The following is a 15191-nucleotide window of genomic DNA, read 5'->3' on the forward strand; positions in this document are numbered from 1 at the left end:
GTTAAACCTCTTTATTCTTTACATTTAAAAACTGTTCTTCGGAAATTCCAACATTTCGACAGACAGCTAACTGTGTTTCATTTAATGACGATGAATTTTGCTTTGTTTTATGTGGCGTATTGGTACTCTTATTTAAATAAGAAAAACCAGACGTGCTACCAGCAAACTTTTTAAACTCATCAATCCCTTGGCTACGGCAGCAAGCAACTAAAAAATCACGCTGTGCGGGAGTAAATACGGCATCACTTACATAACCATCAACTAAGGATTCAATTTCCTTTTTCTCGGCTTGACTATCGCGAGAGTTTAAAGCTGACAATAATTCATCATCAGAGGTGACATTAGAACCAAGGGCTTTTGATAGCTTTTCCCACTTATTATCTGGTTCGTTCTGTCGGCTATTTAAAGCTTGCATTACTAGGTTTGGCTTATTGGTTAAACCGACACTAGATAACGAAATAACTTCTTTGCTTTCGTTGTAATTGAATGCAGGTGATAAAAAACGATACTCACGCGAGTTAATTGCACTTGCGGCTTTCTTCGTCCAATCCGCTTTAGCCCATATTTCACCATTGCGAATTTCTAACTCTTCAATCCAACCAGCAGCAGGGGCTTCTTCTCCTTTTGTTGCCTTTAGTTCTTGACCATGTTCGTAGTCAATAACCATAGGGACTTTCATTTCATGAAAGGCGTGTAGGATAGCTTTAGGATTTCTCAAAACCCAACTGCGACCATCCAAACCTTTGATGTCAGGTACTACTAGGTAGAATCTGTACCCACTGACTCGCTTTTTCGTCTAATTCTTTACATAACGCTGTAACGGGCATAACTTTAGCCTCATACCATGTTTAAACTACGTTTAAATCGCTCTATATTGATTTAAACATTTTCTTTTGATCCAATGCTCAACCAAAACGGAAAGCTTCAATACAGCGCGTTACGCGAGCATTTCCCCATCATTACCTGAATGCAATTCTGAAACCGCCATACTTGCAGTTAAAATTACGTTCCAGTCTTGAGCTGTTATCTTGTAATCGCAAATATCACCATATGTAAAAATGACATGATGCTTACCAAGGTAACTAATAGAAGCAGCCGCATTTTCATTAAGAAGCATTAAGCCCTTAATCGCTTGAGTATGTTTGTCATTAACTGGTTTGAAATCAGGCATATTAACTAGATGTTGGTGCTGAGCATCAACTAAACCGACCACTGTATCTCTAGATGCATTTGATAATGGTTCTATTGATACTGTCTTAACCAGTTCGCCATTAATAAGAACACCGTCAATTAGATTGTATAAATACATTTACTTCACTCCATCCATTGCTTTTCTAATTTCAGCGTCAGCCTTTCTGCAAGCCTTAATAACTCTTTGAATTGCAATAACAGACATTCCATATTTTCGAGACAGTTCATTAGCATTGTTACCTTTGAACTCCTTATAGATAAGTCTATATGTCACTGCTTGTTTAAATGCATCATCACTAGGCAAATAAATTTGACAGCCACCAAATACCGACACCATTAAACAAATGAATTTAACTGTATCTCTTTCTTCAAGATTAAATTCCTTTGAACGAGATAAGAACTCGTCAAATACTTTTGTTTTTGATGGGTTCATTTTAATCAAATCAATAACAACGTTTAACGCCATATCTTTGTTCGCAATATCTAACCAACTAATTGACATTGTTAATTATCCTTTAATATTTCTCTTACTCTGCTTTCTTGTATCATTTTATTATTAGCTATTGCTTTAATTGAAATTCCATCTTCATGCATCAGCCTAATCAATTCATGCTCAACCGTTCGATGATAGAAAGCAAAGCCATTGATAAGTCGATTTGACTTTTTAGGTTTGCAGTTGTGCTTTTTCAAAGTTCGATAGACTGCCTGTACACTCATACCAAACTCGCTAGACAGACTCTCAACGCTTTTACCTGCATGACAATCTTGCACAATCATCAACTCGGTCGCATCTGCCTTCAATTTTTTTAGCTTGCCAAAATAAATTTGGGCTGTTTCATCAGCTTTAGTACCTGAGAACATGGATAGCATATCTTCTTTTAATGCAGCTTCTAGCTCTGGTGTTGGTTGGATACCAAAAAAACGATCAAGCAAGAAACCCATCATCAAGATATTCTGATTTATTTCACATGCCATTATGGAAGTCCGCGTTTGCTTTGATAAATCCATATTAATATACATACCTAATAAATACGGAGTAACGCGGATTATTTAAAAATTGTTATAGTGGGAGGGGGTTTTTATAGATATGAAAAAGCCCCTTTAAAGGGGCTTTGAATTTCATCGACAAGATGAATAAATGTTACCTGCGTATTTAATGTAAGCGATATTTATTGGTTTGACAAGCTCGGATATATTTCTTCATTCAGAAAGCGATTAAAAGCGGTTCGAGAGATCTTAAACTTATCTGCTAACCCTCTATGCTCAATTTCATTGTTCACATAAGAAAGGATATCTTTTTGAGTGTACCGCCTTGATGAAAGCATTACCGCCACTCGCGCTCTAATATCAGTTGGTAGCTGTTGAACCTTATAAAGCCTCTTTGCTTTTTTCGGTGATGCTGCTTTTCTAAGGATCAACAAAACATTTTTAACACCAATATTACGAACCAAGTTAGCCAGTTCGTAGCTCTCAGCCGCTGTTAGTCTAGAAACCGTCATATCACATAGCCTTCTGTAGGTGTTTTTTCATCAGATTAATTACTTCTGACGGTGATACACCTAACTCTTCTGACAGGCCAATTAACTCAACTTGCTCAGTTATCGTTAACGGTTGAGATTCTGGAAGAGACCTATCATTTTTACAAGCTTTTGAAATGGTGTTGAATTGTGATGATATCAGGTTTGAGCGCATCGTCATTTCCATGACAACAGTGTAATCGCACTTTGTATGACCTTTGATCCAATGATTGTATAAAGAGAAAAAACCGTTCAAGTTACCAGCTAGAGACTCAACGTCTTTATGAACCTTCTTTCTAAAATCGGTACTTGGGACATATTGATCTATATCAGAGTGATTTGGGTTGTATGGCGTGAGTATCTCAATAGACTTACCGTCAATAGTGACGAGTAAAGGGGAATTGACGCTATTTTCTTGAGGAAAATTGTTAGGCATGATGGCCTCCTTGGATATTTTATATATCGCCATCAGGAGGTTCCAATCTCACTGGTGGCGAACTGAGCAGGGTTGGAACTACCGTATCCAAGAAACGGCCTAACCGAAGTTAGCCCTACTCAGCTCACCATTGTGAGCTTACGCACAAACAAAAAAACACGCATAGGCGTGTATTGTGCGCCTCGGATAATAACAGGGTTCCAATCCTGACGCTAGATTTTGCTAGCGTGTTTTCATCTTAGATTGAAGATTGCACTTCGTCAACAACTTTCGAGACTACCAAAATGAGCAATAAAAATTACATATGTAATCTATCAACTCGATAGCGACTAAGTGATGATTTAGTCAATTTAGAGCTATCAGGAAGACCTTGCTCTTCTATCAGTTTATTGACTGCCTTTAATGCCTCTCCATGGCTCAATGTTCGAATCAATTTAATGACTCGATTTCTAACCTCAAAAGGTAGACAATCTACTTTGCTAATTCGCCCCATTTTAAACTCTCAATTGGCTTTAGATTTAACCAATATCGAACTAATTCCCCTATCAATAAAAATAACGGCATTTGCTTTAACATCACCAATTGAAATTTAACATTTCGTTAACATCTGGCTTTTATTAGATCCTTTTCCTCTTTCAACTTAACGAAAGGTCACAGGGTGGATAAGCTTTAAAATTCAATGAGTTAAAAAGAAAGGGGCGACATGAAAGAGAAAAGGATCCTTCGTCCTTTTCTAATGGTGAGAAAAATACCTTTTTAATCGAAATATAGACGAGTTTAAACTTATCTTTAAGCTATAAATCAATAGTTTAAATACCGTTTAAACATTTTCACAAACTCTGTAATTGTGCTCACTTTTGCAGGCTTAAATCGTCCTTTTCGTCCGTTTGTCCCGATATTGCTCATTTCAGCAAAAGCTAATGTAATGCGCAACTTCGACTAACTAGAGCAAGGCGAACCTAACCCCATCCATTGGCACTCTCGCCCCTTAAAGCCCCATAGAGCAAGGGATTAGAGGCTAAATTATTTCGGGATAATCCCTAGGATTCCGAGACAATCCCCACGTATAACACACGATAACACCCTATAACACAGATTGTTCATATCAATAGTCCCTTTACAACGCATAGAGCAAGTCCTTGCTCAGTCAGTTAACGCTGTTGTTTCTATAGACGGGCAAAACTGCATCACCTACCTAAATCCAGCTGCCGAGCGCTTGTGGGGTTATACACAAGAAGAGGTGCTTGGAAAGAATGTGAAAATGCTTGTTCCACGAGAACTTAGAGACAAGCACGACTCACTTGTGAATGCCAACCGAGAAACCCGGATAGATAAGATCGTTGGTACTAGTCGAGACGTTGAAATTGAGACAAAAGATGGTCGACGAATTTGGGCAAACCTCTCTCTATCAAGAATTGAATTAAATGGTGAACTTGGATACACCGCGTTCGCACGCGAAATTACTCAAGAAAAAGCCGCCAAAGAGCAGATGGAACAGGTGCTTTACCAAGCCATTGATGCCGTTGTTACCATCGACAAAGACAATATCGTGACCTTTTTCAACCCTTCAGCGGAAACATTGTGGGGCTACAAAAGCGCAGAAGTTATTGGAAAGAACGTAAAGATGCTCGTGCCAAAGATTCATCAATCACGCCATGATGAATACGTAAATTCAAACAGGCGCACGGGCAAAGATAAAATCGTCGGCTCTAGCCGAGAGTTATTAATGGAACGTAAAGATGGCGTGGAAATATGGGTCAGCTTCTCCCTTTCTAAAATCGAAGTAGGTGGTGAAATCGTTTACACCGCGTTTGTGCGAGACATTACGGAAGAACGCACTGCAAAAGAAACCATCAATCAAACCCTGTCTCAAGCACTTGATGCAGTCATTACCATTGATGAGCGCGGAACGGTAAGTTTCTTTAACAAAGCGGCGGAAGCGCTTTGGGGATACAAACCTGAAGACGTTATCGGTAAAAACGTAAAAATGCTGGTTCCAGTAGAGCTTCAGGCGAATCACGATGGTTTCATTCAGCGCAACATCAATACTGGTGAAAATAAAATTGTGGGTACAAGCCGTGAAGTTCCAATTAACCGACCAGATGGAAAAGAAGCTTGGGGTCTGCTTTCTCTTTCTAAAGTCAGCCTTGATGGCAAAACCATTTACACGGCATTCATTAAAGACATTTCTTCAGAAGTTAAGCAACGTAACGGCATGAAAGAAATCATGGATCGTGTTGGGACATCAAGTAACGAAATCTCAGAGATTGCCAAGGTCATCGATGGCATATCAGATCAAACCAACCTACTCGCTTTAAATGCCGCGATTGAAGCGGCGCGCGCAGGCGAACATGGTCGCGGGTTTGCGGTCGTTGCGGATGAAGTAAGGCAGTTGGCTTCTAGGTCTTCTGAATCCACCAATGAAATAAATCGCCTCAGTGATGATACGCAAAAACTCTTAACGGAATTGGCTAATGTATTGAAGCTAAAAACTGGTGAGTAGCAGAACTGTTAGCCTTTAAACATCAAGAGGCGCACCTCGCGCCTCTTTTGAATTCAACTGATTACACCCAACCTTCTAAATATTTTTGCTGCGGTTAACACAGCTTGGTTGAATACAAAACGTATAAAACTCGCACAAAGTTAATCGGTAGATGGCCAATAAACCCTTATAATCCGACTTTGATATTGTAAGTTTCGGTGACTCTTCCTTGTTTTATCTGCCTTCACGGGTAAAATCTTTAACAAAATATAATTACATACTTCACTCATGCCAAAACTGAATGCACTAGAAAGTACAGAGCATTACTCCATTCAAGAACAGTGTTCTTTAGGACAAATAGATACAAAGCTTGCTCCAGATAATAGCCCGCCAGTCCTCGCACTGCCGCGTTCGCCATTCCTAACAGACAAAGCGATTGAAAGCCGTTGGAATAGTATAGGAAAACCAGACGTGCGTGATGCATTACTCGACTCAAGCACGCACAAGCAAAGAAAAGCGTACAGCAAGAATATTGAGAACTTTATCGGTTCCGTCAAAGTTCCATTGGGCGTCGCGGGTCCGTTGCGTGTTAATGGGTTATTTGCTAACGAGGATTTTCTTGTTCCACTTGCTACCACGGAAGCCGCACTTGTTGCGTCTTACCATAGAGGATGCCAATTGATTACCGCATCGGGCGGTGCATCTGCCATGTTAATCAATGAAGGGGTTACCCGAACACCAGCATTCATGTTTGAAAGCCTAGCCATGGCCGGTCAATTTGTTGGGTGGGCAACCAGCCAATACGAGACTTTTAAAACACTGGCAGAATCCACTACTCGCCACGGAAAACTGAAAGACATCAGTATCACCATCGAAAGTAATCAAGTATTTTTGGTATTTGAATTTCTTACAGGTGATGCGTCAGGTCAGAACATGGTGACCATAGCGACCAATGCTGTTTTTGAGTTTATCTTAAAACATTCCCCAATTGCGCCTAATCACGCCATTCTTGATGGCAACCTATCTGGGGACAAAAAGGCCAACGCTCACACTATGCGAAGCGTGCGAGGGAAGAAAGTCTCTGCGGAAGTGCATATTCCACGGAAACTGGTTAAGGAGTTCTTGCACACAACACCGGAAGACATGGTCAAATTCGGTCAAATCACCACCTCTGGCGCACTCTTAAGCGGCTCTATTGGCGTCAACGCTCATTTTGCCAATGCTCTTGCTGCACTGTATATCGCCTGTGGGCAGGATGCAGCGTGTGTCGCTGAATCTGCCGTTGGTATGTCTCGTATGACGATAAAAGATGATGGCGACTTGTATGCTAGCGTAACGCTTCCAAATCTAATGCTCGGAACCGTTGGAGGTGGCACAGGGCTCCCATCACAAAAAGCCTGTCTCGATATTATGGGGTTAAGTGGTTCTGGCAAAGCGAGAGCACTTGCAGAGGTATGTACATCTCTTTGTTTGGCCGGAGAGTTATCGATTGTTGGTGCCTTCTGTTCAGGGCACTTCACAAAAGCGCACAGTAAGCTGTCGCGCTAATTCGACTTTGAAGACTTAAGTCCACTTCAAACAGCACATATCAAAAATGCATTTAAAAAGCCGCCTATCTCATCTGAGTTAAGCGGCTTTTTTGAATCTAGCTTTATTGAACTTAGCTTTGTTGAACTTAGCTATTTTGAAGTGATAAAACGTACAGCTTAGTCGTCTAGAAAAAGTGCCCATTGATATGGGTTCGATTACCTTCCGCTGTTAGGGATTCCCTATAGAAGCTCAGAACTTTCGCGTTTACAAAAATAATGCTTACCAAGATCAACATACAATAAAGAGGCCAGCCAAGTAGAATCCCCATCCAATGAACCTGCTCTGCTGGCGCGGAAAGCGTAAAATAAAACAGCGCTGCTTTTGCTGCAAAACTCGTTATCCACATCGCACTGATTTTTTGCCACATCCTCAGGTATTCATCAGGAAACTGACGGTTTAATGCTTTCAAATGATCGTACGTGGCTTCTGCAAGTAGCATGGGTAACGGAAAACGAAGAAATGAAAATACCAACATTATCAGACCAATTTGCAATGCACTGGCCATTAGTGAAAATTGTGGGAACGATTCTAAAAGCGCAACAGGAACATGTAACGACACCATCCATTCTATTAGCCCAAACAAAGCAAAAAAGAAGGCAACAATGCTCTTTCTAGTCGAATAAATAGAAACGAAACATCCGTAAGCGGATAAAATTAAGATGCACCAGAACATTCCGAATAAATGCACTAGCGAGTAATACAGAATAGCGGGCACCAGCAGGACTAATACATTTTCCTGACTTATGATGCTCGGTTTGACGAGCCTGTTCATATTGTCTTCCCTGACCAACGTTTTTATATATAAAAATACGTTTGGATTTCTTTCCTGTCTTAGCCGCAGGTTATGATTTTTTCCAAACGCTCGATACTTCGTTAGAGAAGTATCCAAAGGTGTCTAAATATAATCCAGACAATTTTTTATTATTTTGATCAATGTATCAGATACAAGGCCAAGTTAACTGCTTTTTATAATAATAGATTTATAAGCAGCCTTTTTATTAAGAGCCCGTCGCAGATTTAGGGGTTTCACTTGACAATAAATCATTGGTTTTAAAATGATAAAAAGCATTGTAAAGAGGTTTCTCTTTAAGCGGTTTAACAATAACGTAATTGGCTCCCGCATTGAGAAATGCATTTTTCGTTGACTCAAACGCATCCGCAGTACAGGCATAAATAGGCGCAATGATCCCCATCTCTTGCCGCATGCGACGCGTGGCCTCAACACCATCTAAATTCGGCATTTGGTTGTCCATCAAGATCAGATCGTATTCATTTGTTTTGACTTTTTCCATTGCTATCAAGCCATCTTCGGCCCAATCGACATCCATTCCATATTTCTGACAAAACACTTTTGCAATGAAGGCATTACTCTTATTATCTTCTACCAATAGGACTCTTATTTGAGTGTCAAATAACGATGAAGGATCTAGGCTTGAAGCCTCTTCTTCTTCGGACGAAATATGACTAACAGATGTAACTGGCAGCTTAATACAGAAAGATGCTCCCTCTCCTAACAAGCTCGTCACTTTAATTGACCCACCCATTAAATCGAGTAAGTTTTTTACGATAGCAAGACCTAAACCACTTCCACCATATTCACGTGTGGTTGTTGATTCGGCTTGCACAAAAGGTTCAAACATTGTTTCTAAGCTGCTTTCAGTAATACCAATACCTGAATCACGTACTTCAACATTCAAAACTTCTTTACCTGGTTCTGGGCTCTCTAGTACGAACCGAACCATTACACCACCAGTAGTGGTAAATTTGACGGCATTACTCAGTAAGTTAAATAGAATCTGATTCAATCGAACTTGATCGGTTCGAATAACTTGTTTAGCTGATATCTGATTCTGAATCTCAAAAGACAGCCCTTTATTGACACAGAGGGGCGTATAAATTGTTTCTAGCGACTTCACTAAATCTTCGAACACAAATTCATTGAATTCTATATTCAACTTACCCTGCTCTATCTTTGAAAAATCTAGAATATCATTAAGTACGGTGAGAAGATGTTCACCACTTTGGTAAAGAATATCGACTTTTTCTTTATTTTCTTCCTTCTCGAGCGTGCCTTGAAGGATTTGAGTGATGCCTAAAATACCGTTGAGAGGCGTACGAATCTCATGGCTCATTTTGGCTAAGAAATCTGCTCGCGCAACTGCGCTTCGCTCGGCTTCAATCCGAGCTAAGTTACTTTGCTTTTCTGCCTCAATGAGGGTCGTGATGTCTTGCCCTTGTCCGATGATCGCGTGGATTTCATTATCAAGTTCAAGTGGAGATAAATTCCACCGATAAATTTTATTATCTATAGGAACATTAACGCCCATTAATGTTTCGCCCGTCATCACCATTCTCAAATAAAAGGCGACTTTACTTTGGAAGCTCTTAAATCGATCATCAATGTCGCTATCACTTAAGCCTAATTTGGAATTGAGCGCCCTCTCCGCTGCGGGGTTCATTCTAAGTACGCCACCTTCTGTATCCCACACGATGATTGGAGAAAGTGAGAAATTGAATAAATCCTGAAAAGATTTGTCTTTTTCTCTTAACTCTTCAAACGTTTTTTCCAACGTATGCCCAACGTGATCAAACTCGTAAATGCTTGAGCCTTGAAACTCAGAAGATTCAATTCTGTCACCAGCAGAACGTGTGTACTCCATTAAGCTTTTTAATTCATTAGAGACAAGTCTTTGAATAATCTGGCGTGTCAAAAGCGCTAATGCAAACATGGTAAACATACTGATAGCTAGACCAACTTTGTAATTTTCCTCTAGCGTCAATATGTTTGAGTTAGTTTGAATCGTGTAGATATATATTGGGGTGTCTTCCCCATTGATAAGCAAGTTTGTTGCATTAAACAGATGCCCACCAGAGGAACCCGTATCGCCTTGGTTTAAGTCTTCTAACACTTCTGAATACAGTGGCTCTTCTGGTTGAATGGTACTCGCGATAGCTGTGTCACCAATCATCATGATGACAGCATCGCTGTTGGAGGCGACCTGAAGTTGATCTATCAATGATAAATTTCGATTGAGAACAACCGATATATACAAATGTCCCAATACTTGCCCATTTTCTAGACTGATAATTGGGGTTCGACGAATCAATAGATTTCTTTCGCCTAGCACTGTGTCTTGGCTTAGATAATGCCAGTCACGCCCGAAGCTGATAGATGTCGAGATCCGCTCCATATGAACTTCTGTTAAGCCATAGAACAGACCATTTCCATCATTCCATTCAACTTCACCTCTGTCTGTGGTTATGAACCGAAAATCTGGTGTGTTCAAAGGGTCATTTTGTTCTAAATCTAGGAAGAAATAATCAATTTTATTTGAATGGATATCGGCTAAGTTGTTCTGAAGTGTAATGTTAAGGGCATTACTGTCTTGGTGGCTTTGCAACGTTGCTAATTTATAATCAAGTAGGTTTTGCAACAAGCTAGAGGTTTGAGATGAACTGCGAGCCACCTCCTGCTTTATAATGCTGGATGAGAAGTGGTAGCTCTGAACCATTACACCTATGGTTAGAACACCAAAAATAATAACGATCAGGCGAACAATGAGGTTCGCCAGCGAGCGCCTTTTAGTTGTAAGTTTTTTAATCATCCTAGCTCAGCTTTTCCATTAGTCAGAATATCTGAAAGCACGAAGCTTTAATTCTTGTATTCTTTCTTCACTGTCTTGACTGGTTACTATCTCAAAATCTCCGGAATAAACGGTTGGGACAGGTTTATCCTCTAGGTCCATTTTAATGGCTTCCGCCATCGCAACACCAGTATCATCGTTCATTCTCATAATGGTAACATTCAATTCACCTTTTTGTATCGCTTCAAGCTCTGCACTTCCACCACCCCAGCCGTTAATTACTATATCTTTGCGACCCAGCTCTTTAATTGCGTCAGTTGCCCCCAACGCAACATCGGTAGAGCACGTATAGATAAAGGATAAGTTGTGACCTTGACTAAGCGCGTTTTTCGCCGCTTCGTATCCGCTTTGACGACTCGCTTTTGTGTAAAATGACGAACGTAATTGGTACGCCTCACCCTCGTTACTCATCGCTTCAATAAATGTATCGCCGCGCGCGGCACTTATGTAACCTTGCGAAAAGAAAAGTACAGAGTAGTCGCCACCGCGAGGAAAACGGGATTTAAAATGGCTTGCGAGTGCACGGCTACCTGTTGCGTGGTCAAACCCAACATACATGAATGGCTGGTTCTGAGACCATGCTTTAAGTGGAGTGGTAATGTTTTGAAGTATGAGTTTTGTATCTGGGCTGTTTAGAACGTGCTCAATGAATTTTCGGTGACGACCGGTATCAAGTGTAAAGATCAAATAACCGGATTTGTTGCGTATTGCCTCCATCAACGAAGCACTTTGTTGCCTAATGTCGACATTAGGCCGCGTGAATACTTTGTTAATTTGGTAATCAATGCCCAATTCATCCATACGTTTACTAAACGCAGTGATGTTACGTCGCCAATAATCTGAGACTTGTTCGCCAGGATAGATAACGGAAATCGTTACTGGTTTCGTTTGCCTTACTGCTAAGGGTGTTGGCTCAGAGCGAACAACCTCACTAAAACTCCTCACGAGCCCCTGCTGTTCAGGAAATGTTTTTAGAAAATCACTGTATTCCCAATAGCCATTGAGAGCTTGTGCTGCATTTAAGCCGGATGTTAGAGCCAAACTTAAGGTGCCAACCAAAAGATGTTGCAATTTCATATCTTAATCACCAATTTGCGTGATGCCTCACGATAATATAGTTGATGTAAAAAAGAATTTATATCGCAATTGCTTAGGATGAGTCTGACTGCTTATCCTTAACGCAATTCATGGTAAAGTCTGGCACGATTCGAAGAAAATGCATCATATTGCATTAGCATTTTGCTACCTAGGATCACCAAAATGCTCTAAATATAGAATGGTAGCTGCGGTTCTGGAGGGAACTTCTAGCTTTTTTAGCAAGCTTTTCATATGAACTTTCACTGTGGACTCTGAAATAAACAAGCTATCTGCTATTTGTTTATTGCGAAAACCCTTAGCGACTTCTTGCAGAATCTGTTGTTCACGGTCCGTTAATAGGTCCATTACAGATGGTTTATCACCTCTTTCGATTAAATATTTGCGAACTTCTTCGCTATAAATTTGGTTACCGGACATGGACTCTTTAATCAACGCAATCAAGTCATCTGGTTCTGTATCTTTCAGCAAATATCCGTCGGCACCTGCTTTAACCATAACATCAATGTCATTTGGGCTATCAGATACCGTTAAAACCACAATTCGAGCCTCAATGTCTTCAGATCGAAGTGCTTTTAAGGTATCTAGACCCGACATGCCCTTCATATTAAGATCAAGCAAAATCAAATCCGGTTGAACTTTTAAAGCAATAGCAAGTGCATCAGGGCCATTACTTGCCTCACCTACTACGCTAAATTCGTCTTCAAAGCTCAGGAGTTGAGCGATCCCTTTGCGCATCAAAGGATGGTCGTCAACGATGAGTACATTACAGATCGTCATGTTGATCCTCTTTCACTGTATAAGTTAATTGTATTTTACAACCATTCTCTGGTTTGCTTTCTATCTCTAACCGACCGTTGAGCCTACCCGCTCTTTCTTCCATAATGCTTAACCCATAGTGATTAAGCTTTTGGTGATTTACATCAAAGCCAATACCATCGTCTTCTACGACAACCCGCATTTCGTTATTAGACTTTGTGCAGTTAACTTTTATGTGTTTTGCCTTGGCATGCTTCACTGCATTCAAAACAGCCTCTCGAACTAATTGAAGTACATGGATTTGTTCATTGGCTTTAAGATTCAGTGAGGCAACTTGGTTGTTAACAGTAATAACAGAATCCGTTTGCTCTCTCAGTGGGATAATCATTTGAACAAGCGCTTCATCAAAATTCGCATCCTTAATTGAAAGGCGAAACGTATTCAGCAACTCTCTAAGTTGGGTATAAGCCCCCGTCAGCCCACTATCAATATCCGATATAATGGACGGTAGTACGGCTCGTTTCTTATCTGATTCACTGTTAAGCATCCTCTTTAGTAAGCTTACTTGAATCCTAAGACAAGATAAGGATTGAGCGAGTGAATCATGAAGTTCACGCGCTATTGTTGCCCTTTCTTCCATTAGAATGAGGTATTCTTCTTGTTTTTGAGTCTGAGAGTAATAGATACCCTGAGTGAGCACTTGAATGATGCTGTTAATCAACTCTTGATCAGGACACGGCAGCATAAACTGAGTTTCTAGTGTTCCCAGTACCTGATTGTCCAATTCTAGTGTTGTACGATTCCATTTGTTATTTGGCTTAGCCATACCTCTTTCAATGACTTCGCTTTGCTGAGGATCGCCTAACGTCAACTTTACCGCGGCGACCCCCTCTAAGCTGAACATAAAATCTATGACTTTCTCGATGTGACTTTTTGTAATCCGAGAAACGTTAAGTGCCTGTGAGCAGTGATACAGCACTTGCAGCGACTGATTAGCATGGCGCAATCGGTGAGTTTTCTCTTCCACCGCAGTTTCTAGACCACGATAAAGATGCCCTAACTCGGTGGCCATTGAGTTAAATGTTTCCGTTAGTCGAGAGAGTTCATTATCCCCAGACACATGAAGCGCCACATCAAAGTTCCTATTTTGAATCTCGTAGCTCGCATGACTTAACCTGTTTAGTGGGTTAACTATTTCTCTTCTTACGTAACGTACTACAAACGTAGAAATAATGAGAATACCGCCCAACCCCACACCACCTATCCACGATAGCGTAATCAACTTCTGTTCTGAGTATTCTTGTAACCCGAACACAAATTCGTCGATCTGTTCTACAAAATCGGCGACCTGACTTAAATACACATCGTTCTGTTGGGAATGTAGCAAGGTATTGAGCTGCTGCCACCTTTGGATGATCAACATATATTCTTGCTGGATATCCGCCGGGACTGTCCAGTGTCGAAGAGCCGACATTGAAGGTGAGAACAAAGAATTTTCAAATTGTTCAACGTGCAGATTAAAGTCGAGTGAATCACTTTGAATGTCATACGCAAGCCGATAACTCTGCATTCGCATCGATCCGGCAACATTTACCGCTTCCGCATCATTCAAACTCGATGCCAAAGTAAGAATCGCAAAACTCGTTGTCGTTATCGAGAGCAATAGGATGAGCAACAAAGCTTGCGCAACAGTGCTTGTTACTGGTTTTTTGGGTAACTTAAACAAAATTGTTTTCTCGTCTCGATTCCAAGTTCAAAGCAATAACCCCAGTAGAATTCTTAATGAACCAATTATTTTGAACATATTACCAGCCATCTCATAACCATTAGCGCTTGAATTGTTGATATTTTTATTGATCTAAAACAGTTTAGACTCCGATTACCCCTTTAGGGTTATTTAATCAATTGTGACTAAAACTAAACTATTTATGTGCAGTAATGAAGATCTATTAATAGATTTTAATGGCTTATATAAGAGGTTGTTTTGGTTGATCAATTCCGCAGGCGTTTTTTTTCACGAAAGCAAGAAGCTGAGACTCACCCTCGGCTGCCTTGGTTGAGTGGCGCTAACGAATTTACCGACCAGTGTACACGCTGCAATAAGTGTATAAATGAATGCGAAACACAAATCATCAAGCGCGGCAGTGGCGGATTTCCAACCATTGATTTCGATCTTGGTGAATGTACGTTTTGTTATCAATGCGCCGACGCATGTCCAGAACCTCTTTTTCTTAGCCAGAATGAAATGGCATGGCAAGCCAAAGCAATCATCAATAAAGATTGTCTTGCCTCCAAAAATGTCGAATGTCGATCTTGCGGTGACCAATGCGAAACCATGGCGATTCAATTCAAACTCGCTGTAGGTAAAGTCGCCCAACCCGAATTAAACCTTGATGAGTGCAATGGCTGTGGTGCGTGCGTTTCTGTGTGCCCAACTTCATCCATCAATGTGAGCATACAAAATAACGAGAGATAAC

At 40.6% G+C, this 15191-nt stretch carries 14 protein-coding genes; 3 read left to right on the forward strand and 11 right to left on the reverse strand.

The annotated features are described in order from the left end of the window. Position 1 precedes the first annotated feature (1 nt). From LDO37_RS24070 to LDO37_RS24095, 6 genes are all read right to left on the reverse strand, one after another. A complete protein-coding gene (locus LDO37_RS24070) occupies positions 2-739 on the reverse strand; it encodes a phage protease (protein WP_224056017.1) in 738 nt (245 codons plus the stop codon). A gap of 198 nt (positions 740-937) precedes the next feature. After that, on the reverse strand, positions 938-1309 hold the full coding sequence (locus LDO37_RS24075; RefSeq protein WP_126607711.1) for a 6-phospho-beta-glucosidase: 372 nt from the start codon (positions 1307-1309) through the stop codon (positions 938-940). Beyond that, positions 1310-1693 carry a Mor transcription activator family protein gene (locus tag LDO37_RS24080; protein WP_126607710.1) on the reverse strand — a complete coding sequence of 128 codons (384 nt, stop codon included), beginning with the start codon at positions 1691-1693 and terminating at the stop codon, positions 1310-1312. A 2-nt stretch (positions 1694-1695) separates the two neighbouring features. After that, entirely contained in the window at positions 1696-2166 is a 471-nt protein-coding gene (locus LDO37_RS24085) for a hypothetical protein (protein ID WP_126607709.1), read from the reverse strand. Positions 2167-2360: 194 nt separating this feature from the next. Continuing rightward, positions 2361-2690, reverse strand: a complete 330-nt coding sequence (locus LDO37_RS24090; RefSeq protein ID WP_102558700.1) for a phage protein Gp27 family protein — start codon at positions 2688-2690, stop codon at positions 2361-2363. A gap of 1 nt (position 2691) precedes the next feature. Next, entirely contained in the window at positions 2692-3144 is a 453-nt protein-coding gene (locus LDO37_RS24095) for a hypothetical protein (RefSeq protein ID WP_126609369.1), read from the reverse strand. Positions 3145-4240: 1096 nt separating this feature from the next. Between LDO37_RS24095 and LDO37_RS24105 the strand changes: the two genes are divergently transcribed. After that, positions 4241-5647 carry a PAS domain S-box protein gene (locus LDO37_RS24105; RefSeq protein ID WP_284190138.1) on the forward strand — a complete coding sequence of 469 codons (1407 nt, stop codon included), beginning with the start codon at positions 4241-4243 and terminating at the stop codon, positions 5645-5647. 267 nt (positions 5648-5914) lie between these two features. Continuing rightward, a complete protein-coding gene (locus LDO37_RS24115; RefSeq protein WP_126609371.1) occupies positions 5915-7174 on the forward strand; it encodes a hydroxymethylglutaryl-CoA reductase in 1260 nt (419 codons plus the stop codon). A gap of 166 nt (positions 7175-7340) precedes the next feature. On the opposite strand, the gene LDO37_RS24120 is transcribed toward LDO37_RS24115, so the two are convergent. From LDO37_RS24120 to narQ, 5 genes are all read right to left on the reverse strand, one after another. Next, a complete protein-coding gene (locus LDO37_RS24120; protein ID WP_126609372.1) occupies positions 7341-7988 on the reverse strand; it encodes a DUF3159 domain-containing protein in 648 nt (215 codons plus the stop codon). Between the two features lie 226 nt (positions 7989-8214). Then, positions 8215-10821: a LuxQ periplasmic sensor domain-containing protein gene (locus tag LDO37_RS24125; protein ID WP_224055471.1), complete on the reverse strand. Its 2607-nt coding sequence runs from the start codon at positions 10819-10821 to the stop codon at positions 8215-8217. A gap of 18 nt (positions 10822-10839) precedes the next feature. After that, positions 10840-11937: an autoinducer 2-binding periplasmic protein LuxP gene (locus tag LDO37_RS24130; protein WP_126607006.1), complete on the reverse strand. Its 1098-nt coding sequence runs from the start codon at positions 11935-11937 to the stop codon at positions 10840-10842. A 165-nt stretch (positions 11938-12102) separates the two neighbouring features. Next, entirely contained in the window at positions 12103-12735 is a 633-nt protein-coding gene (locus LDO37_RS24135) for a response regulator (protein WP_126607007.1), read from the reverse strand. After that, a complete protein-coding gene (narQ, locus tag LDO37_RS24140; protein ID WP_126607008.1) occupies positions 12722-14440 on the reverse strand; it encodes a nitrate/nitrite two-component system sensor histidine kinase NarQ in 1719 nt (572 codons plus the stop codon). The genes LDO37_RS24135 and narQ overlap by 14 nt, the downstream gene beginning before the upstream one ends. 258 nt (positions 14441-14698) lie before the next feature. Here narQ and napF point away from each other — a divergent pair, with 258 nt between their 5' ends. Then, positions 14699-15190: a ferredoxin-type protein NapF gene (gene napF / locus LDO37_RS24145; RefSeq protein WP_126607009.1), complete on the forward strand. Its 492-nt coding sequence runs from the start codon at positions 14699-14701 to the stop codon at positions 15188-15190. The last annotated feature ends 1 nt before the right edge of the window (position 15191 follow it).

The organism is Vibrio penaeicida, from assembly GCF_019977755.1.
Lineage (GTDB): Bacteria > Pseudomonadota > Gammaproteobacteria > Enterobacterales > Vibrionaceae > Vibrio > Vibrio penaeicida.